Source organism: Gilvimarinus xylanilyticus (assembly GCF_024195295.1).
In the GTDB taxonomy this organism is placed as follows: Bacteria; Pseudomonadota; Gammaproteobacteria; order Pseudomonadales; family Cellvibrionaceae; genus Gilvimarinus; species Gilvimarinus xylanilyticus.
Window position 1 is genome coordinate 112324 of sequence record NZ_JAMFTH010000002.1, and the last position, 19984, is coordinate 132307.

General features: G+C 53.3%; 22 protein-coding genes. 6 read left to right on the top strand and 16 right to left on the bottom strand.

Going from position 1 to position 19984, the window contains the following annotated elements; all coding sequences use genetic code 11:
* Positions 1 to 79: 79 nt before the first annotated feature.
* From M6D89_RS09430 to M6D89_RS09455, 6 genes are all read right to left on the bottom strand, one after another.
* Positions 80 to 1084: an HAD family hydrolase gene (locus M6D89_RS09430; protein ID WP_253967815.1), complete on the bottom strand. Its 1005-nt coding sequence runs from the start codon at positions 1082 to 1084 to the stop codon at positions 80 to 82.
* A 138-nt stretch (positions 1085 to 1222) separates the two neighbouring features.
* On the bottom strand, positions 1223 to 1963 hold the full coding sequence (locus M6D89_RS09435) for an alpha/beta fold hydrolase (protein ID WP_253967816.1): 741 nt from the start codon (positions 1961 to 1963) through the stop codon (positions 1223 to 1225).
* A gap of 10 nt (positions 1964 to 1973) precedes the next feature.
* Positions 1974 to 2468 carry a TspO/MBR family protein gene (locus M6D89_RS09440; RefSeq protein ID WP_253967817.1) on the bottom strand — a complete coding sequence of 165 codons (495 nt, stop codon included), beginning with the start codon at positions 2466 to 2468 and terminating at the stop codon, positions 1974 to 1976.
* Between the two features lie 48 nt (positions 2469 to 2516).
* Positions 2517 to 4265: a C4-dicarboxylic acid transporter DauA gene (gene dauA, locus M6D89_RS09445; RefSeq protein WP_253967818.1), complete on the bottom strand. Its 1749-nt coding sequence runs from the start codon at positions 4263 to 4265 to the stop codon at positions 2517 to 2519.
* An 85-nt stretch (positions 4266 to 4350) separates the two neighbouring features.
* A complete protein-coding gene (locus M6D89_RS09450) occupies positions 4351 to 4995 on the bottom strand; it encodes a class GN sortase (RefSeq protein WP_253967819.1) in 645 nt (214 codons plus the stop codon).
* Positions 4985 to 7027: a marine proteobacterial sortase target protein gene (locus M6D89_RS09455; RefSeq protein ID WP_253967820.1), complete on the bottom strand. Its 2043-nt coding sequence runs from the start codon at positions 7025 to 7027 to the stop codon at positions 4985 to 4987. Before M6D89_RS09455 ends, M6D89_RS09450 begins: the two co-directional genes overlap by 11 nt.
* 116 nt (positions 7028 to 7143) lie before the next feature.
* Here M6D89_RS09455 and M6D89_RS09460 point away from each other — a divergent pair, with 116 nt between their 5' ends.
* Together M6D89_RS09460 and ybaK are read left to right on the top strand one after the other, a co-directional pair.
* Complete coding sequence (locus M6D89_RS09460; RefSeq protein WP_253967821.1) at positions 7144 to 7716, top strand: GNAT family N-acetyltransferase; 573 nt, start codon at positions 7144 to 7146, stop codon at positions 7714 to 7716.
* Entirely contained in the window at positions 7691 to 8170 is a 480-nt protein-coding gene (gene ybaK / locus M6D89_RS09465; RefSeq protein WP_253967822.1) for a Cys-tRNA(Pro) deacylase, read from the top strand. The genes M6D89_RS09460 and ybaK overlap by 26 nt, the downstream gene beginning before the upstream one ends.
* Here ybaK and ypfJ read toward each other — a convergent pair.
* The 6 genes from ypfJ to M6D89_RS09495 all read right to left on the bottom strand — a co-directional run bounded on the left by ypfJ (position 8163) and on the right by M6D89_RS09495 (position 11938).
* Positions 8163 to 9056, bottom strand: a complete 894-nt coding sequence (gene ypfJ, locus M6D89_RS09470; RefSeq protein ID WP_253967823.1) for a KPN_02809 family neutral zinc metallopeptidase — start codon at positions 9054 to 9056, stop codon at positions 8163 to 8165. The two genes, ybaK and ypfJ, sit on opposite strands and share 8 nt — an antisense overlap.
* A gap of 76 nt (positions 9057 to 9132) precedes the next feature.
* The gene (locus M6D89_RS09475) at positions 9133 to 9354 is read right to left on the bottom strand and encodes a hypothetical protein (RefSeq protein WP_253967824.1); all 222 of its coding nucleotides are present in this window, start codon (positions 9352 to 9354) and stop codon (positions 9133 to 9135) included.
* 129 nt (positions 9355 to 9483) lie between these two features.
* Positions 9484 to 9963, bottom strand: coding sequence for a P-loop nucleotide/nucleoside kinase family protein (locus M6D89_RS09480; RefSeq protein ID WP_253967825.1), 480 nt, complete (start codon positions 9961 to 9963; stop codon positions 9484 to 9486).
* Entirely contained in the window at positions 9960 to 10382 is a 423-nt protein-coding gene (locus M6D89_RS09485; protein ID WP_253967826.1) for a CBS domain-containing protein, read from the bottom strand. Before M6D89_RS09485 ends, M6D89_RS09480 begins: the two co-directional genes overlap by 4 nt.
* A gap of 150 nt (positions 10383 to 10532) precedes the next feature.
* Entirely contained in the window at positions 10533 to 11039 is a 507-nt protein-coding gene (locus tag M6D89_RS09490; protein WP_253967827.1) for a nucleotidyltransferase family protein, read from the bottom strand.
* A 32-nt stretch (positions 11040 to 11071) separates the two neighbouring features.
* Complete coding sequence (locus tag M6D89_RS09495) at positions 11072 to 11938, bottom strand: PA4780 family RIO1-like protein kinase (RefSeq protein ID WP_253967828.1); 867 nt, start codon at positions 11936 to 11938, stop codon at positions 11072 to 11074.
* A 412-nt stretch (positions 11939 to 12350) separates the two neighbouring features.
* Here M6D89_RS09495 and M6D89_RS09500 point away from each other — a divergent pair, with 412 nt between their 5' ends.
* Both M6D89_RS09500 and gdhA read left to right on the top strand, forming a co-directional pair.
* Entirely contained in the window at positions 12351 to 12794 is a 444-nt protein-coding gene (locus tag M6D89_RS09500) for a hemerythrin domain-containing protein (protein WP_253967829.1), read from the top strand.
* A gap of 80 nt (positions 12795 to 12874) precedes the next feature.
* Positions 12875 to 14215, top strand: coding sequence for an NADP-specific glutamate dehydrogenase (gene gdhA, locus M6D89_RS09505; RefSeq protein WP_253967830.1), 1341 nt, complete (start codon positions 12875 to 12877; stop codon positions 14213 to 14215).
* Between the two features lie 66 nt (positions 14216 to 14281).
* Here the strand turns inward: gdhA and M6D89_RS09510 are convergent, their stop codons facing one another.
* The 3 genes from M6D89_RS09510 to M6D89_RS09520 all read right to left on the bottom strand — a co-directional run bounded on the left by M6D89_RS09510 (position 14282) and on the right by M6D89_RS09520 (position 16201).
* Entirely contained in the window at positions 14282 to 14743 is a 462-nt protein-coding gene (locus M6D89_RS09510; RefSeq protein ID WP_253967831.1) for a hypothetical protein, read from the bottom strand.
* Between the two features lie 77 nt (positions 14744 to 14820).
* On the bottom strand, positions 14821 to 15420 hold the full coding sequence (locus M6D89_RS09515) for an exopolysaccharide biosynthesis protein (RefSeq protein ID WP_253967832.1): 600 nt from the start codon (positions 15418 to 15420) through the stop codon (positions 14821 to 14823).
* A 400-nt stretch (positions 15421 to 15820) separates the two neighbouring features.
* The gene (locus M6D89_RS09520; protein ID WP_253967833.1) at positions 15821 to 16201 is read right to left on the bottom strand and encodes a helix-turn-helix domain-containing protein; all 381 of its coding nucleotides are present in this window, start codon (positions 16199 to 16201) and stop codon (positions 15821 to 15823) included.
* Positions 16202 to 16280: 79 nt separating this feature from the next.
* Here M6D89_RS09520 and M6D89_RS09525 point away from each other — a divergent pair, with 79 nt between their 5' ends.
* Both M6D89_RS09525 and M6D89_RS17485 read left to right on the top strand, forming a co-directional pair.
* On the top strand, positions 16281 to 16772 hold the full coding sequence (locus tag M6D89_RS09525; protein WP_253967834.1) for a DUF2938 domain-containing protein: 492 nt from the start codon (positions 16281 to 16283) through the stop codon (positions 16770 to 16772).
* Between the two features lie 34 nt (positions 16773 to 16806).
* Entirely contained in the window at positions 16807 to 17031 is a 225-nt protein-coding gene (locus M6D89_RS17485) for a DUF2798 domain-containing protein (protein ID WP_418930354.1), read from the top strand.
* A gap of 853 nt (positions 17032 to 17884) precedes the next feature.
* On the opposite strand, the gene M6D89_RS09530 is transcribed toward M6D89_RS17485, so the two are convergent.
* Positions 17885 to 19339: an RNA-directed DNA polymerase gene (locus M6D89_RS09530; protein WP_253967835.1), complete on the bottom strand. Its 1455-nt coding sequence runs from the start codon at positions 19337 to 19339 to the stop codon at positions 17885 to 17887.
* Positions 19340 to 19984 lie beyond the last annotated feature (645 nt).

Consider the following 19984-nt stretch of genomic DNA (forward strand, 5'->3'; position numbering starts at 1 on the left):
AACCCTGCCAGCGTATGCCGGCAGAGGTGCTGCTAACATAGCAGGCTGTTGGAAACCCCTTGCATGCTAGCTAAAACAGCTAGGGATAAATTTGAGTCCAGTCATTTTTCATATCCACCACCAACCATCCGCGCCTGGGCGCTTCATCCAGGGCTACCTTTAACTGGCCGATATGGGATTCGCGATCGTATGCGTATTCGCGCTCGGCATCGGTATGGCGGACAATAATACCCAGCCTTGGTGTGGTATCGGCTTCGCTGCGGGGGATAGTGGTATACTGCAACATCTGTAAATCGCCATCGGAATTGCCTATTGCCACCACCGGGCGGCGCCCGATATGGCGGGAAATACCCACGGGCTTACCGGCTTTGTCATCCACTAAATTAAGCTCGGGCTCTTTAATCACGGCGGGCACACCGTCGCGCATCGCAAACGATGCCTCACCCGTCGAGCCCACGACCTGCTCGGGGGGCACACCGTAGACCTCCTCGGCAAAAACGCGCATAAAATCAATGCCCCCGCCGGAGACAATAAACACTTTAAAGTCGTGCTCACGCAAATAATCCAGCAACTCCAGCATCGGCTGATAGACCATATCGGTGTAAGCCTTACCTGTGTGCGGGTGTTTGGCGGTAGCCAGCCAGTCACCGACAATAGCGGCAAACTCCTCTTGGGTCATATTGGCGTGGGTTTCAGCCACAATTTTTGCCACACCTTCCATGCCGCTGGCGGCGACTTTTTTCAAATCACCGGATAAAACACTTTTAAAAGGCTCAGTCTCCTTCCACTCGGGGTGGTCTTGCTCCATTGCCTTAATGCGGTCCAGGGCAAACATAAACTGGAAGTAAACCGGCTGTTCGGCCCACAAGGTGCCATCGTTATCGGTGGTTACAATACGCTCGGGCACCGGTATAAAGCTGTCCGAATCAGGGTTAGTCGCGCTCGCAACAAACTCGACAATAGCCTTTTTAGTAGCGGTATCTTTCCAAGAGGGCAAGGGCGCATCCGCCAGGGCCTGTGGGGCACAGAGAATGCACAGTGCTGATACTAACCATACAGCCCGAAAACGAATCGAGAGTTTCATTGCCAATATCCTTTTGCGACGGTTAAAAGAGAAATACAGTTTGGCTACAAAATACACTAGCGACGTAAACCAAATCGGGATTAGGGAACAGTATAGACAGTTTAGCAGACGGTTGAAAATTCCCCTTTGGGCTAAAGATCACTGCGCCAAGGGCACATCTTTTAGCTGCTCGATAACCCACTCGGCATCATCGGCGGGCAAATCATGCCCGGCATCCTCGTGAGCCCGGGCCTCGCAAGATAAGTAGGCCGCCAGCGTTTGCGAGCATTGGCGGTCGACCATTCTATCGCGGCGCGAGTAGAGAATACGTGTCGGGGCTGCCGGAGCTTGGCTCAACCGATACCCGCTGGCTGCGCGCAGCTGGGCAATCAGGTTTTTCTTGGCGACGGGCCGCGCCTGTTGAATCTCGCACCAAGGCGCAAGCAGCTTGCGCCGCACCTGTTCGTCGTTGCTCACCATGCGCAAAATCCGTCGTTCGCAGCGAAGCGTGTTGGAGTCGAGCAGGTTTTTCACAACGGGCATAAAACTGCGCCAACGCAAACGCTGGTAAAAACGATTCAAGCGGCTGCTGGGGTTAATGAGCACCAGCGCTTTAACTCTCTCGCTCTCGGCCAAGGCCAGCTCAAGCGCCGCCATTGCCCCCATCGACAACCCCACCAGCACCAGAGGCTCGCCGGGTGCGACTCGCTCGCGCAGTTGTTGACGCAAATGCAAGACAATACCCGCCACTGAGGTGGGCGAGCGCTCGCGATAAAACTCGCCGGCACCGGGAAAATCCAGGCTCACCCCCGTGCAACCCAACCGGGCTTCACAGCGGGAAATAAAGTCGCCCCAGTGACCGGCTTCGCGCCCTAAACCGCGTAGAAATATCCAGTGCATAGCGACAAGCTTACAAGGTTTGCGGGTTCAATTGCCAAACCACAAGATTCAGCACCGCAGCAAAGGTCACCCACAACCAATAGGGCAGCAGCAATAATGCAGCCCACCGACTGATAAAGACAAAGCGGTAAATGGTTAAGGCGATTAACACCCACAGCAGCAGAACATCTAAAAAGGCCCAGCCACCCAGCTTCCAGGCAAAAAATAACCAACTCCAGGCGGTATTAAACAATAGCTGGACGATGAACAACCCCAAGCTGACCTTCGCCCCTGCCCTGGAGCGCATTCGCCATACCAACCAGGCAGAGACCGCCATCATGGCGTAAAGAACCGTCCATACCGGGGCAAACAAATAACCGGGCGGCGCCCAGGCAGGTTGCTGCAACAGGGCGTAAAAATCTTCCGCGCTGGCGGCGGCCACGCCGCCTACGCCCGCAGCGGCAAAACACAGCGCCAGCCAAGCAACCAACGCTAACAGTGACACGCTTTGCTCTCGTAAACTCATAATCGTCCTTAGTTGTTTCAGTGTCTACGAGCAAAATCGTTTTTTGGCTCAGGATTCCACGATCGCAGGTTTCATTTCCACCGATTGATCAATCACCGCATCCAGCGCTTCGGCTAGGGTGGGATAGACCACAAAGTTACCATTTTCCGGTTTAATCTGGGCTCGCACCATAGCCTTTAGAGGCTGAAACTGAATATCCGATAAAACCAGCTGCAATTTGCGTTTGCGACAGCGCTTAAGAAAACTGGCAAAACCGTCTAAACCACCCGCATCAAGCAAAGGCACCCCGTCCATATGGACCACCAAGCCCTTTTGGTCGCGTGCTAGGCGGTCCAGCTCGGCAAAAATTTTATCGGCGGCGGCAAAAAACAATGGCCCCGAGATTTTTACCACCCGCCAGCCTTCGGGCAACGGCTTGGGTACATGCTTGAGCCTATTGGTAATATCGCTGACTTTAGTCATGGCGGCGATATCGCGCATAAACAAAATGGCGGCTATCACCACGGCGCTGCCAATGGCCACCACCATATCCACCATTAGGGTTAGCAACAAACACACGCTAAACACCAACACATCCGCCGCAGGCGCCGTGCGAATGGTGTTAATAATCTGCCGCCCGTAGCACATCCGCCAGGCGACAATAATTACCAATGTGGCCATACAAGCCATGGGCAGGTGTTTTAAGTAGGGGGCGATCCACAGCAAGCTGACGGCAATAACCGCCGCATGCACGATAGAGGCGATAGGCGTATAAGCCCCGGCGCGCAAATTGGTGGTAGAGCGGGCCAGCTCGGGCGCGGCACTAAAGCCACCAAAAAACGCCGCCATGGAATTACCCACCCCCAGACCAAACACCTCGGCATTGGCGTGATAGCGTTTGCCTGTCATACGCTCCAGCATCACCGCACACAAAAGCGCCTCAATCGCCCCCAACAGAGCCAGGGTTAGCGCCTGGGGTAAAACCGCGCTGAGCATAGTAAGCGACCAGGGCTGGCCTTCACTTTGCTGCCAGGGCAGCACCATCTCGGGCAAAAAGTTGGGAATACCGGCCACCGTATGCCCCGCCGGGGCCTGATACTCAAACGAGCTGGCAATGGTCGCCACCGGGTAACCTTGCGAATGCAAAAGCATTGCTACCCCTGTGCCCACCACAATAGTAATCAGATGCGCGGGCACCGGCAGGCGCAACCTGGGCCAGGCAAACATGGTGATAAACGATACCAGGGTGACCAACAAGGTGGGCCAATGCAGCGTGGGCAGATGGCGCACGATAAGCCACAGCTTGGCAAAATAAAAATCCGGCATGGGTTCGGTCAGCACCAAGCCCAGTAAGTCCGGCAGCTGGATGGTGGCCAGAATCAGTGCTATCCCCAAGGTAAAACCAAAAGTCACGGTGTTGGGGATGTAAGTGACCACCCTACCAAAGCGCGCCACCGCCATTAGAATCATAAAAACGCCGGACATTAAGGTCGCCAGCATTAACCCCGATAAACCAAACTCTTGCACCACCGGTTGCAGCAGCACCACAAACGCCGCGGTCGGCCCGGACACCGAAAACCGCGAACCGCCCAGCAGGGCCATCACCAACCCCACCACCAGCGAGGTGTACAAACCGTGCTCGGGTGGCACGCCAATAGCAATGGCCAGCGCCATGGACAGCGGAATGGCCGAAATACCCACGGTAATCCCCGCCAGCAAATCGCCACGCAGTTTGGTTAGGTTATAGCCCTCTTCAAAGCAGCTTTCGCGCAGGGCACTGGCCACTTTCAGACTCTGCAAATTTCGTCTCGCCGACATATCCTTCCTTTAGGCGAATGTCTAATCTCAGCAGACCGAACACACCGAAAACAACGGCCTGCGGTGTTCAGTATACACCCCTGCATTAGATACTGGCCTGATAGCGTCCCCGAGACGGCGAAGGTAATTCAACCCGATCCGCGCGCACGACATAGCGCAAGCTGCCTCGGGGCACCACCGCATCAAAGGGGTAGCAGGTGACCAACCAGAGACTGTCTTGCGCGGGCTCAACCCACAGGCTCTCGCGACTGGCATCGGCAATGCTTTGACGGCTGATGCGATAAGTGCGCCAGCGGCCATTGGTATCTTGCCAGCGCAGGCGGTCGCCGCGCTCGGTGTTGCGCAAAAACTCAAAGTGGGTGTCGCGGTGCCCGCCCACCACCCGCGCGCCCTGCATTTGCGAGCCATCCAGCAAGCCGGGCCCAAACGCCAGAGCCTGACCGTGCCCCCCGGAAAGCACATACAAATCCTTGAGCACCCGGCCCTCGGCATCCAGCCACTGCAAGCGGGCCACCGGCTGAGTATCTGCCCAGGGCCAGGGGGCAGCAGACAGTTCGGGTGCGACCAGCTTTTGCTGCCAGGCGCGCTCAATCAACACCTGCGCCAGCTGCGCTTTTAGCTCAATACCAAAGGCGGTGCCCCACTGCCAGCACAGCACCAGTAAAAGCAAGGCACTTACCAGCAAACGGCCGCGGTTGCGCTGTACAAAGCGCGTCTTTTTAACCCGCATGACGACCTCCGCGATATTGCACCGCCAACAAGCCTATTAACGCTAGCGCCCCCAATAACCAGTGCCACAGGGTTCCCGCCGCGGTCTGCGGATAGCCCACCGCGCGCATTTGCGAACCGGCGGGCATGGCGTTGGCCACGGCGGTATCGCGGGCGGCTTGCGACTCGGGTCGGGTGGGGGTTTTGTCCACCGCCACCAAGCTGGTATAGCGCGACATCAACTGGTAGTTAAGGGCCACCGGTAGTATCTCGGCGCGGGAGCTTTCGCTATCGCCCGCACGATAAGCCTCGTCTTCCAGAAAGGCAATTTGGGCGCGACCGAAGCGCTGCGCCAGCACGGGCACGCCCGTCTGCTCCGCGTCAGACGGCATACCCAGCACCAGCTCGCGGCGCCAGCGAAGGCCTGCGGACTCGCCGCTGACCACCACCCGGGCGTCCGAACGCGACGGCCAGGGCGGGAGCTTGGCAATGACCTGCACCGGCTCGCCCCAATACAAATCCGGCACTTGGCGCGGAAACGCCTGCACCGGCTGGGGCCAGTCGATACGCACATTACTTACCACCGGCTTTTGCAACTTGCTTAGCAACGGCTGCATACGGGCTTGCACCTGTTCGGCGGTGGCGATTTCGGTAAAACTGCCGCGCCCAAATTCGGCCGCGCGGCGCATAAAAAAGCGGTTGGGGGCACTGCCAATGGCGACGGTAAACAAGCGCGCCTGACCCAATTCGCGATGAATAAGGTTTAGCAATTGCGACTCATTGCCGACACTGCCATCGGTGACAAATACCACCTGCTGCAGGTGCGACTCGGGCGCCTTATGAGCAAAGGCTCGCGCCAGCGCGCCGTGCATTTCGGTACCGCCCCCGGCGCGCATTTTTTGCAACGCCTGTCGGGCAATGGCTTTATTGTCGGCGCTGGCCACCACAGCCTGGGGAAAGACCGCACGGGTATCACTGGCAAAAAATAGCAGGTTAAACCGATCCCCTTCCGCTAACTGCTGCAGAGCCATGAGCGCACTGGCGCGGGCCTGCTCAATAGAAGTACCTCCCATAGAGCCCGAGGTATCCACCACCAGAATTAATTCGCGCGGCAATACCTGCTCGCTGTCTAACTGCTGGGGCGGCATTAACAGAATTTGCGCGTAGCGATCCCCTTGCCACTGGGTGACAAACTGCGCCGCCACCGGCGACTTGCCGGGCTGGGCCCGCCAAGACAATTCTAGATCTCGGTCCATTTCCACTTTACCTGCCGCAAGGCTAATCTCGCGTTGCAGCGGCGCGCCTTGCGGCGTTTGCACCGCAAGCTTGTGAGTCGCGCTGCCCACCTGCGCCAACGGCATGCCCGCATCCAGGTGCACATCCAACGTCATGGGGTTGAGAATCTCGCCCGCTGGGCTGTGCCACTGAGGCGGGGTGATCTGCGGCGCATCGGGCACCTCGGCGGTGGGCAACGCCCAACCAGACGCGCCGGTTTGCACCTCGCCCTCGGGCTGGAACTCGGCATGACTGATGCCGGGAATATAGCGCGGCGTTAAGGTGGTGGGCAGGCGCAGGCGAAACTCCCCGGCGTCGTAAATCACCTGCTGGTTGTAGCCCAGAATAATCTTCACCGTCTCGCCCGGGCCCACATTGGCCAGCTGCTGACGAAACAGGTTGGGCCTTTGCTGCTCAATCAAGGTCGCTTTTTTACCCGCGCGTTTAGCCGCCTCAAAGGTTTGGCGGGCTTGCTGTTTTTCCTGTATTTCGCCTTCAATCACCCGCTTGCCCACCGTCATGGTTAAGCGACTTACCGCGCTGTCCTCCGGCAGCGGAAACACATATGTGGCGTTAACCCACTCCTGCGAGGTGTTTTTAAAGGTTTGCGTCAACTCTACCCGCGCCGCCAACCCTTGAATCTGCAGCCGGTAGTGGCTGGACAAGTGCATCGCCTGCCCGGCCCCCTCCAACATCAGTTGCCCGCTGTGTTCGCGCTCGTCGGCCCAGGTGGCGGGACACAAACACACCAGTAGCCAGAGTCCTATTTTCTTTACCATTGCCTTGCTCCGTTGATGACGTTGGCCTCAGTACACCAAAGCATTCGGGCCGCACGCCGTCCGAAAGGGGCAAAGCGCTGATCAATTGTGATTAAATATGGCAGGAGGAGATAAACATGGAGCCTATCGCTATTGACGCGCAGCTCAGTCTACGACCGGTCGCGCGCGATGATGCATCAACACTGTTTGCGTTAGTGGAAAGCAATCGTCTGTACCTGCGCCAGTGGCTGCCCTGGGTAGACGCCACCGCCAGCATCGACGATATGCAGGGCTTTTTGCTCAGCGTCACCAAAGACGCCGACCTAGGCACGGACATTACCCTGGCCATCACCCTGGACGATAAGGTGGTAGGCATTTGCTCGCTCAATGCCATCAACACCCGCCCAGGCCAGGCGCGCATCGGCTACTGGCTGGCCGAAAACTACTGCGGCAGCGGCATTATGACCCGCAGCGTAAACGCGCTGTGCCATTACGGTTTTGCGACCCTCAAACTGCACACGCTTGTGTTGTGCGCGGCCGAGCACAACCAAAAAAGCCGCGCGGTCGCAGAGCGCCTGGGCTTTCACCTAAGCCGTAAAATAATGGCGGCGGAAGATCTCTACGGCGAATCCATTAACCATATTCGCTACACATTAAACCCAACGCAGCATCGGCAAAGCACCTATGACCCCCGCCATTATTCAGCTTAATAAAAGCAAAACACCCTACCAGCTGCACGAATACGCCCATGACCCGGCGTGCACTGCCTACGGCGAAGAAGCGGCGCAGGCTTTGGGTGTGCCGGCCATGCGGATTTTTAAAACCTTAGTGGTAGAACTGGCCTCTGGCGAGCTGGTGGTAGCCTTGGTAAGCGTTGACTCTAGCTTACAATTAAAAGCGGTCGCTAAAGCGGCAGGTGCCAAAAAAGCCAAGATGGCAGCCGCAGAGAAAGTTGAACGCAGCAGCGGTTATGTCTTGGGCGGCGTCAGTCCTTTGGGCCAGAAAAAGCGCCTGCGCACATTTATTGATACCAGCGCCGAACACCTGAACAGCGTATTTATCAGTGCAGGAAAACGGGGACTGGAAATCGAAATTGCCCCGGCGCAACTGGCGAGGCTACTCGATGTGCGCTACTGCGAGCTCGCCATAAACCCGACTAAATAGCGCCCGAAAAAGTATCACACTGGCGCATATCGCCCGAGCTAAACCCGCGCTTAAACCATTTCACCCGCTGCTGTGAAGTACCGTGGGTGAAGGATTCGGGGGTAATATATCCACGCGCGTCTTGCTGCAGGCGATCATCGCCAATGGCCGAGGCCGCTACTAGCGCTTCTTCTAAATCGCCCGGCTCTAGCAGATCGCGAAATTTATTGGCACTGTAACCCCATACGCCGGCAAAGCAGTCGGCCTGCAACTCCTGGCGCACCGATAGCTCGTTTGCCTCGGACTTGCTCACCCGCGCCTGCTCCTCGCGTACCTTGGGGGAAATACCGAGCAGCGTTTGCACATGGTGGCCTACCTCGTGGGCAATGACATAGGCCTGAGCAAAATCACCGGGGGCGTTGTGGCGATTCTTTAAGTCCTGGTAAAAACTTAAATCGATATACACCTTGCGATCCGCCGGGCAGTAAAACGGCCCCATGGCCGAGTCAGCGCGGCCGCAGGCGGAGTTAACCGCGCCGTTAAACATCACCAGGGTCGGCTCTTGATACTGGCCGCCGCCCTCAGAGAAGATTCGCCCCCAGGTTTCTTCGGTATCGGCCAGGACCACGGCGGTAAACTCGGCCAGCTCTTGCTCTGCTGCACTGGGCTGGTAAGCCGCGCTCTGCTGACCCGTCGGCCCACTGGCCGATAAAAACGGAATATCCACTCCAAGATATGAAGCTACCAGCAAGCCGCCAATAATTACGACCACCCACTTACCGCCCTTGCGGCCCAGCAACATGGGTAACAGTCTCAGCAAAGGCGCCGCGCCCGCACTACTACCAGAGACCCGCTGCCCCCGGCGATCTTCAATATTGCTGCTGCGTCTGCGATTTTGCCAGCGCATAGCTCTCTCCTTGAAAGGGTAAACCTAAGGAACCTCTGATCAAGTCCTCTGTGGCCTCAGCGCGAGTCCAAAACGTTCACTCCTTCGCCGGAAAATGCTCCTGCCTTTCCGGCATTCGGGCAATCCATTGCCCTTGGCGCGCTTCGTAGGCAATGGCCATAGCCCTTGGCAAGAAGTGCAAGCCTTCCGCGTCCTGCTCACGGCCCTTACCTACATCCGTGTAGGCAACACAGCGGATGGACGTTTTGGCCGCGCCCTTCGGGGCTAACAGAGCTTCCCGATCTCTTCGTTGGCTCACCTCACCGGGCCGCCAGCCCGCTATCGGATCGCCGCCTTGACCTCGGAAAGCTCTGTTAGCCAGAAGCCGCATAGGACTTAATCAGAGGTTCCTAATAATAGCTCGCCAATATGACCGCTTCCGTATTTTTTACCGGGCGATGTTAAAGCCTTCTTCAGCGCCGGGCGGCTCAAAATAGTGACTTACCTGGGCAAACATGTCGGGCGTGTCGGTCTGCTCCCGACCGGGTTCTGTCCGTCGGCGCTTGCGTATACGCTGCAAGCAGATGTCGTCTGTCTGCTCGAGATATACCAACCGATGCTCCGCTCCGACCTCCGTAAAAATATCACGAAACCACTGTCTTTGCGCTCGGGTGTTGGCGGGAAAGTCTAATATCACATCAACACCAGCCAGCAACATTGACTGAACGAGGGTTGTGACCTGCCCTTTTAACCGCCCCGACATTCGAACATAATCGGCTAAAGACGCAATTTGTCCCGGGTACAGAGCCGCCAACCACTCGTCCTCACTAAGCAGCACCGCATGGCTGTCTGCCGCCATCTGCTTGGCACGGGTAGACTTACCCGCGCCCATCTTGCCGCAAAAAAAGGTGAGAGTGCCTTTGCTCATTCGCCTTTGCCCTTATTGCGGTTGCCAATTTCGCGCATAATATCCCGCCACGTAATAATGCCCACGGGCTTGCCCTGTTCGTTAACCACAGGGATGCAGGATATCGAATGACTATTAAAAAGTTCGACGGCCTCAATGATCGACGCCGAGTCATTAATTGTTACCGGATTGCGGGTCATTATCTGATGGGCTTTTTTATTTAAGGTGGCCAAATCCTTACTGGTTGCCGCTACAGTTTCCACATTGGGACTAATGGCTTTTAGAAGATCGCGGTCGGATATCACGCCCAATAGTTTGGGGCCCTCGACCACTAAAAGGTGATGAAAGCTCACGTGATCAAAGATATCCTTGATCAGGGCGAGTGAGTCATCCAGATCAACCGTAACCAGCTTAGAACTCATTAAGTTTTTAGCTTTCATGTAAGCACTTATCTACCGTCTAACTCAATGCGAAAGCATGCTGGTTGCGCGACCGCACTCAGCAATGAGAACCCCGTTTAGAACACCGTCATTTTGGCACTAACCGTTAACGTTTGCATTGACCACCAACTTTGGCCATCTTTTTAACCATTATTTATCTCTAATTCTAGCGAAAAACTCAGCGGGCTTTGGTCTTTTGGCATTAATAGTAACGGTATAATCAAAATTCGAGCTGACACCAAAAGGCGCCACAAGCTCAATGGATTGGTCGGGCTGTAACCTGACCCCCACAGCAGTTTCCACTTCCACCCAAAAGCTCATGGCATGCTCAGTGGAGTTATAGGGTTTGTCCCCATTGCGAGCGTGCATTCTGGCTTGATTTTTCACTGACCAGGGCAGCCGCGAAACGCCGCTTAAATGCGATTCGATAGCGATGTCGCGACCCTCACGGGTGTCCTGCGGGTCAAAGAATATCAAATCGACGTCGTTTAAAGGCGTTAACGGCGAGTGCTGATGCAGCTTATCCCAAGCCAGGTTTCTTACAAAGCCGGCTGCGATACACCATTGCGGCAACTGCAACTCGGCGGCTATAAACAAAGCGTCCATTCGCAGAGAATCTTCCTCTATCCAGGCTGCAAGCTGCTCTTCAAGGCTCATTTGGGTTATTCGCCTATTACGATCTACGACCGTTAGTCATCGTCCCCTTCACCCGTAACCCGGCGAATCCGCGCCTGCTCTTCTTCGTGCTCGGCCATCACCGCTTTAATCTCAGCCAACACCGAATCCACATCTGCGTCGTCTTCATCGGCGGCATAGACACCGGTAATGTCGGTTTCGGGCGTTAGCTCACCCTCCGCAAACAGGGCCCACATTTCCCCCGCGTAGTCGGTATCGGCCAGCTCGGGGGCAAAAGCGGCGTAGTACTGGGTGATTTTATTCACGTCGCGGGTAAACATCTTTTGTGCATTGTTATTAGCGGCGGCGTCCACGGCCTGGGGCAAATCAATAATCACTGGGCCATAGGGGTCGAGTAACACGTTAAATTCCGACAAATCCCCGTGTACCAGCCCCTCGCACAGCATCAGCTTAATGTAGTGCATCATCACGGCGTGATCTTCCAGCGCCTGTTCGCGGGTTAAGATTACATCGTCCAGGCGCGGCGCCACATCGCCGTCATCGTCGGTGACCAGCTCCATCAGCAGTACGCCATCCACACAGCCGTAGGTTTCCGGTACCCGCACCCCCGCGCGAGCCAGACGGGCCAGGGCGGTGACTTCGGTGCTTTGCCAAATCTCTTCCTGCTGCTGGCGCCCGTAGGACGAGCGCTTAGCCATGGCCCGGGCCCGACGCCCGCCACGCACCGAGCGCCCTTCCTGATACTCGGCGGCTTTTTTAAAGCTGCGCTTGGCCGCGTCTTTGTACACTTTGGCACAGCGAATGGCATCGCCACAGCGGACAATAAAAATATCGGCCTCTTTACCACTCATTAAGCGGGACTGAACCGAGCTGATTAAGCCGTCATCCACCAACGGCTGCAAACGTTTTGGGACTTTCATTTTTTCTTGTATGGCACCTATTTTTAACCAAGCCATTAAGATGCTCGTCCTGAACATCTTAATGGTCGACCTGCAAAATCGGCGGAATTTACGAAATCCCTTGATTTTACAGGTCTCGCGCTCGCCTTCGGCGACGTAGGCGCATCCTGCGCCGCTATTAATCCGACAATCATAACTGCCAGCTTAATAAAAATTGCCAGCCACAATAGAAGTACTGACGGCAAAGTGCAACGGCGATTGCAGGGATTTTATGTACAACGACGGATAATGGGGAGCGGCGAACGGTAAATGGGAATGCGGATGGCATCGGGCGCTGGCTAGCTTCTGGCAGGTATATTGCTTTAAACGGTTAATGTAATCCAATCTGGTTTACAGCTCGTAAACCTAGAACAAGAAGCAACGGAGATAAAACATGAGTATTTTTGATGCCCTGCGCGAAGACCATGACGTACAGCGTAAGCTGTTGGATGACTTGATCAGTACCGAGGGGAAAAGCCGTGAGCGGGAACAGTTTCTAGGCCTGATCAAAGAAGCCATGGAAAGCCACGCCGCCGCCGAAGAGCGCTATTTTTACAAACCCCTTATAGATTTTGACACAACGATTGATCATTCCCGTCATAGCGTGGCCGAACACCACGAGCTGGAGGAACTGCTTGAAGCGCTAACCGATACCGACATGGACTCCTCGGCGTGGATGGTCAAAGCCAAGAACCTCAAAGAGCGATTACTACACCACCTAGATGAAGAAGAAACCGAAGTTTTCCCACTGGCGGGCAAGGCACTGACTCCCGAATTAAAAAATCAATTGGGCTCGGACTACATTGCCGAAATGTCCAAACGAAGCCATTTCGCTTAAGTTTGTTACCCCGGCGGTTGACCGCGTCGGGGTAATAAGACACTGCCCTGAAAACATAGCCCCCAACTAAGGAGCCACGAATGCCCGCGGATTCCGCCCTCGAATCTTTTGAAGATTACGTCAAAACACTCTACCCCAATTATACCGCCTTCCATCAGGCCACCCGTGATGTAGCCGAAGACGTGATTCCCTACCTCCTGGAAAACGATGACAAAGACGGTATAGAGATTCTTAAGTACCTAGCCCAACCGGACCGAGTTATCGACTTTAGAGTGGATTGGCGCAACGACCAAAACCAGACAGAAACTCACCGCGGCTTTCGCGTTCAGTACAACAACGCCCTCGGCCCCTATAAAGGCGGCCTGCGCTTTAGCGATTCGGTCGATTTGGATGTATTGTTTTTTCTCGGCTTTGAGCAATGTTTTAAAAACGCGCTAACGGGTTTGCCCCTAGGCGGCGCCAAAGGCGGGGCAAATTTTAACCCCCACGGTCGCAGCGACGAGGAAATCCGCCGTTTTTGCCAGGCGTTTATTACCGAACTGGCACGCCATATCGGCCCGTCCACTGACATTCCCGCTGGCGATATCGGTGTCGGCAGTCGCGAAATCGCTTTTATGTTTGATCACTACAAAAGCATTACCGGTCGGTTTGAATCGGCCCTGACCGGTAAAAGCCCCGCCTTTGGCGGCAGCTGCGGTCGCCAGGAGGCCACGGGCTACGGCGCTGTTTACTTTACCGAAGAGATATTGGCCCACCACAATGACAGCCTTAAGGACAAACGCTGCTGCATATCCGGCGCGGGCAATGTCGCCCTGCACACTGCCGAAAAGCTTATTGAGCTAGAGGCCCAGGTACTCACTCTATCCGATCGCGGCGGCACCGCCGTGTTTGCCAAAGGGTTAAACCACAAGACCCTCACAAAAATACAGCGCGGTAAAGCCCAGCGGCAATCACTGCAAGAGATTTGCGCAAAGCTCGACATTGAGTATCACGACGAACAAAAGCCGTGGCAACAAGCGTGTGACCTTGCCTTTGCCTGCGCCACCCAAAACGAGCTGGGAGAGCGCGACGCGCAGCGCCTGATCGACAACGGCTGCCGCTATGTGATTGAAGGGGCTAATATGCCCAATACCGATGGCGCCTTAAAACTGTTTGCCAAACAGAGTATTGTGGTCGCGCCGGGCAAAGCGGCCAACGCTGGTGGAGTAGCGGTTTCCGGGCTGGAGATCAGCCAGAACCGGTCGATGATGCCCTGGGACATCGACCGAGTGGATGAAGAGCTGCGAAAAATTATGAAGGACATTCACAACAACTGTGTGAAATACGGAGAACACAAAGGCAAGGTTAATTATATTAAGGGGGCGAACATAGCCGCCTTTAAGCAGCTTTCTGAGGCGATGACGCTGTATGGAAAAGTGTAACCGATAGAACTCACCCGGACCGGCGAGCGACTCAATGCAAACAGCGCCGCCGGCCGGGCCCTTCGATTATTGATCCCCCAAGCGCCGGTAAATACGCACCACCAACTCTTCCGCAGTAATCATAACCGCCACCACCGCAATAAAAGGTACGGCGCCATGAAAGCGACCGTCAAAATGAATCTGCCCGCTAAAAGCTAACTCTATCGCGCCCAACATAATAAATTTTGAGATAAACAGGATAAACCAAACGCTAACAAAATAAGCGCCCTTGGCCGCCGCACCGGATTTGGCCTTAAAGTAATCGCTAACATAATGCTCCACCTTAAAGGTTGCCTGCAGCAAAAGCTGCATCAACGCCGCCGCCATCAACGCCACCGAAAAGGCCTCGATATGCACCCGATCCCAAAACTGGTTAAACAAGCCCAGCACCACCAGATCAATTAAAATGGCAAGCGTATAGCGTACAAATAGTTTTTGGCCGTTAGACGGGGGAGCCGCAATGGCAGGCATGGTTTCTTGTTGCTTCATTTTGACTTCTCTTTTAATTCTGTTGAACAATCGCTAATAAAATTACGGAGCATTGACACAACGCCTATTTTCAAGCACTAACCCCAAACCCCATAAAACACCAACGTCACACTGGCAATCATCAGAGCAAATGCCAGCAAGGCCAGAAAACCATCACGAGCAATCAGCGCCAAACCAAAACAGGTAAGCACACCACCGGCAAGGTTGGCACTAAAGGGGATAAACTCCATTAAAGGCATCATTAAAGCAATAGCAATACTACAAAGCGCCACACAGCGGGCCGGTATATAGCCGCGAATTAAAAACGTTAATCTAGGCTTAACCAGCCTATCCACAAAACGCGCCGGTTTGCGTGACAGATCAATCGCTTTGTTCAAGCTACTGGTCTTTATCGAGCGGTTCAATAGCCACTGGGGCAGCCAAAAATGCTCCCGGTGCAACATCAACTGAACCGAAAAAAGCAATACGATAATGGCGCAGAGCGTGGGCACACCGGGAATATCCCCGATTAAAGGCGCAAGCACAATCAACCCAATTAATAGCAGCACCGGACCATAAGAGCGCTGACCAACGGCATTGAGGATCATATCAAGATTCACACAATCGTGCCCCTCCGCCGCGTCAAGAATACGATCCATAACCTGTTCTAAATTTTCGACCTCAGGCGAGCTCTCCACAGATTCTATCCTCAAACAAGACAATTATCACAGCTATGAGAGATTTGATCAGACCCCACTTACCTGCCCGACCCAGCAATCAGTTAACAGGTGGCCTTTTGGGCCGTCTAGTCCTATGTTCAGCTTTAATCGCGCCAGAGGCCGCTAGCAGGCTGTTGAAAAACCCCTTGCATGCTCAGCGTGGCCTGAAGCGTGCAGATGTCGTCCCTTGTCTCGACGGACAGGGTGGTTCCCTTTCCTAGAGGCAAAGTGCGGCAGATGTGCGCTTCAGGCCTCGCCCTGCGGGACTTCCAGGCTGCTCCGTACTCGTCGTTGCCACTTCTCGATGGGTGGGCACACACCTTCAAAGCGGCGCCTAGATTACGAATCAGCCTGAAAGTCTGAGTACGTAAGGGGTTTTTCAACAGCCTGCTAGACCGAGCAAGCGGCGAAACTTAGGGCACTCCATATGGCTCGGCGCAGAACACACGGCTGCATGCCTAAGACCATCGCGCATGGCTATCAGCTTCTTAATGGTGCCATCCAGCTCATCGGCTTTTTTCGTCAGCAGCTCTCTATCAATATTGGGGCTGCCATTGCCCCCTACCATGGGTGCGATTTCATCCAGCGACAATCCCGCTGCGCGTCCCAGCGCAATCAATGCAAGCCGCTCCAGAATATCGGCGCCAAACACCCGGCGCAGCCCTTGCCGGCCCACAGAGTTGATTAACCCTTTCTCTTCATAGAAACGCAATGTAGAGGCGGGAACCCCAGAACGCTTGGCCACTTCTGCGATATCCATAAACGGCTGTTGACCTCAAGTTAACTTGAGGTTGTACGCTACCACCCGTTTAAAACCGAAACAAGCAGAGGAAAGGCTTATGAACAACCTACTGGCTATCTCTTTAATTGGAATAGGAGCCACCGCGACCATGGATTTGTGGAACCTAGTCAGAAAATTTCTGTTTGGCATGACACCCCCGAACTACGCAATGGTCGGGCGATGGCTGGCTTATATGCCCCAGGGAAGATTTCGCCATACAGCGATTTCAACCTCGGCACCTATTCGAGGCGAGCACTTTATTGGCTGGACGGCCCACTACGCCACAGGCATGGCCTTCGCCGCTGTTCTGGTGGCATTTGCTGGCGAGCCCTGGATTTACCACCCGACCCTTGGTCCCGCACTCGCTGTTGGCGTCGCCACCGTGGCAGCCCCCTTTCTACTAATGCAGCCAGGCATGGGCGCCGGCATTGCCGCGCGCCGAACACCAAAACCAAACGTCGCGCGGGTACACAGCCTGATCAATCACGGGGTTTTCGGCCTTGGCCTATTCGCAACCGGATGGCTACTACAGCTTTGCTATTCCATGTAACCACGGCTCACCCAACCACACAAAGAAGAACGATATGTATATTCCCGCTCGCTATTCCCCAATACTATTCAGCGCCCTGCTCTCGGCCATTATGGTCTGCATTGTATCCGCCTTTGTCCTGGTAATATCACAAGGCATTCACCCGGGGTTCGCAGGCCAGTGGCTTAAAAGCTGTTTAACGACATGGCCTATAGCCTTTCCTACGGTCGCCGTTGTCGCGCCAGTGGTAAGAAAAATAGTGGGGAAGTTGACCAGGTAAATGATGGGTCGCTTTCGGTGCTCAAAGACCATCATAAGCACTGAGGCGGGCCCTGCTTTAAACACGTTGATGTGAATTGTAAGGCCCGACACCATGCACGCTAAAGCACAAAGCCAACCAATGGAAAAGACGTCCATTTGACAGCCGTGCTAACTTTTTCACCTATTGACCTGCATCTCTTTCTTAAGTATTTCAATTTCTTCTTCCGTAAACTCATGCTTGCAGACTTTACAACGAAGATAACCCCATTTGACCGTCTTTTTACAGGCAGGGCAATGTGCAGTTGGTACAAATGTAACTTTATAATAAATCAGTAGAGCTACTATTGTAACGAGCCATGCAATAGGAAAGCTTGCGAACTTCTTGGTAAGATATGGGTCATGAAATATCAGTGACTGCCTCCATCCACACACCTCAACTCCACTAAGAACTAGTTCTAAGGGCAATCCTACTAGAAGCGGCAATGGAAAACCAAAACCAGTAAAACCAGCGGCACACCCAGCCAAACCGGGTACACTTCCTATAAGAACTACGGAACATTCGACAAATGTTACACCTTTGTATTTACGCCTACCGATCAAATATTTATATACAAGGTGAATTAACACACCAAACACCAATGACATGACAATAACTAACAATGTAAATAAGATCATAATTTAGGTTAACGCCCAGTTCAGCGGGCAATTGGAGCGCAGCGTAAATTGATCCGCTGCAACTGATTGTTATATATTATTTTCCTTTCTTTTTCGGATCGAACGTCTCAACTGCAAAAAAGTCGTCTCCTGAGTGAACTTTTACGTTCTTGAGCCAAGGCCTCTTTTCCTCTTCAGAAAGAACTGAGTCAACGATTCTAATGATAGCTCTTTTTTTCCCATCGGTCTGCCCGCTGATAATATTGCCGGATTTCCATGACATCTGTTCTATTAGCGACTTTGGAAAGGGCATCGAGAACAGCTCTTCCAATATATGCTCCTGAGTTCCGTCTCAAATTTCTAAAGAATGCCATCAGCGCGATTTTATCGGCGAAGCCATCTTGGCCGAGCAATCTGACTACGGATATCAAAAGATACTCGGGATACCGTTCGCCCTCGGATAACATTTTAGAAAAATACTCTCGGATAGAATTCTTGAGAATTTCAGGAAAGGCAGATTCTTTCTTTATAAAAAGATCCACCAACAGAGGGGTAAACTGAGGGAATTTCTCTACAAGAGAGTTGAATATACTAAGCTTATTGTAATCTTCGCTTGCGACTACAATTCTGATAAATCGCCTTACATCATCTGGCTGAAGTATCTGATTATTCTTTATTTTATCTTCAAGCTCTTCGGTCGCTACCTCTTTAAGCTCTTCTATTTCGCGATTAGATAGTTCTCGGAATTTCGTAGGAATTGTACCGGTATATCCAACAATAATTCGTCCTTGACGAAGTTCGTTTGCCACTTGCCGAGCTTCCTCGGAAACAGCAGACGTCTTTGTGGTTTTCGAAACGTCTTCGATTACTGTCTTTGAGGGGTTAACCATCAACCCTTCCAAATATAGGCGATCTACGAGAAGCGTTAACCATGAATGGGCGGTCTTTGCATCTGGCGCGAACAGACGATAGTCATCGACAAATCTACAAAACTTAACATCTAAAGATCGCAAATAATCGTCGACCGATAACAAGGCAGCTTCAGCAAGGATTCGGCTAGCGTTTCCGCCAATAGGCAAACTATATGAATCTCTATTAGCCCAGAATGTTAGCAACTCATTAGTAAGCTTTATAAGCTTCTTCTCTATTGGAAGACTTAGCAGTGTTGATTCGAGGCGGTGCAAATTTAGTCTGTAGTAAAAATTTGAAATATCGCACTTCACCAACACCTTGATCCTCGGACTTTTGATTCGACCTGAGACATGGGCCTGAAAGTGTGTGAAGTTATATTTTGAGTCGAAAAGATAGCCCGATCTTGGCTTTAACCGGTACGAGAAAACAACATTCCTACGCTTTTCTATTCGATGCTTCTCGATGATATCCGCATACATCAAAACAAGCGCTAGGTAAGTTATGGTGTCAATTGGTTGAATTAGTGCCGCACGCCTGAAGTCGTATGCGTCCTTTTTAGGGAATAAAACATGGCTGATTGGATAAACCTTCAAACCAGACAAAGAGCCCGAATTGATTCTTGATTTAACCTGATCTGACAGAAATGCCCTGAATTTATCGTTTTTCAACAATGAAATCTCAAAGGGATCACGAAAAATATCGGTTAGCCCTTCTTTCCGAACATTCTCGATCGCCAGCTCAATCGCCTTATCGATGTTCACTGAAACTCCCTATGAAATATAACATTTGTATATCGCGCATGCGCATTATCCTTCGCTGAAAAACCCCAACAAAGAGGCGCAAGCCTTTGAATTATCAGTCATTTAAGCCGCTTACGCGGCTTCAGGAAGGGCGAACAAAGCGTGCGTGTTATCGCGCGAAGAGCGGTCTTGTTATCTAACCTTCCAAACTGGTTAAGTGCCTGACTATAAAGCTTATTATAAAATTTGAAAACCGCAAACGCGAACTAGAACTCGAACTTTCAAAGAAGACTACTTGCGAGGAATTTCCGTCCCGTAACACCGAAGGAGGCTAAGGCTGACTTTTTAAAACCGTCAAAACGCGAGCTAGCTACGAAGCGAGGATTCTACCCCGTTTACATCTAGGCCGAATGGAAATCGATTTTAGGGGTAAGCAAACAGGACGTTTGCGCAAGTATCGCCAGGCCATGGACGGCCTGTCGATACGGCCCGCTAAAATCGATTGGAATGAGGGAACCCGCAGGGCCAGATGTTGGGGCGCGGCTTTTGGGTACTTTTGGCCAAGACCAAAAGCACCTCGCAACGCCCGGCGACACGGGCACACTAAAAGGAAAATGGCAATTTTAGCAATGTGTTCTTGACCATGGCGCGCGAAGGCAGGCCCCC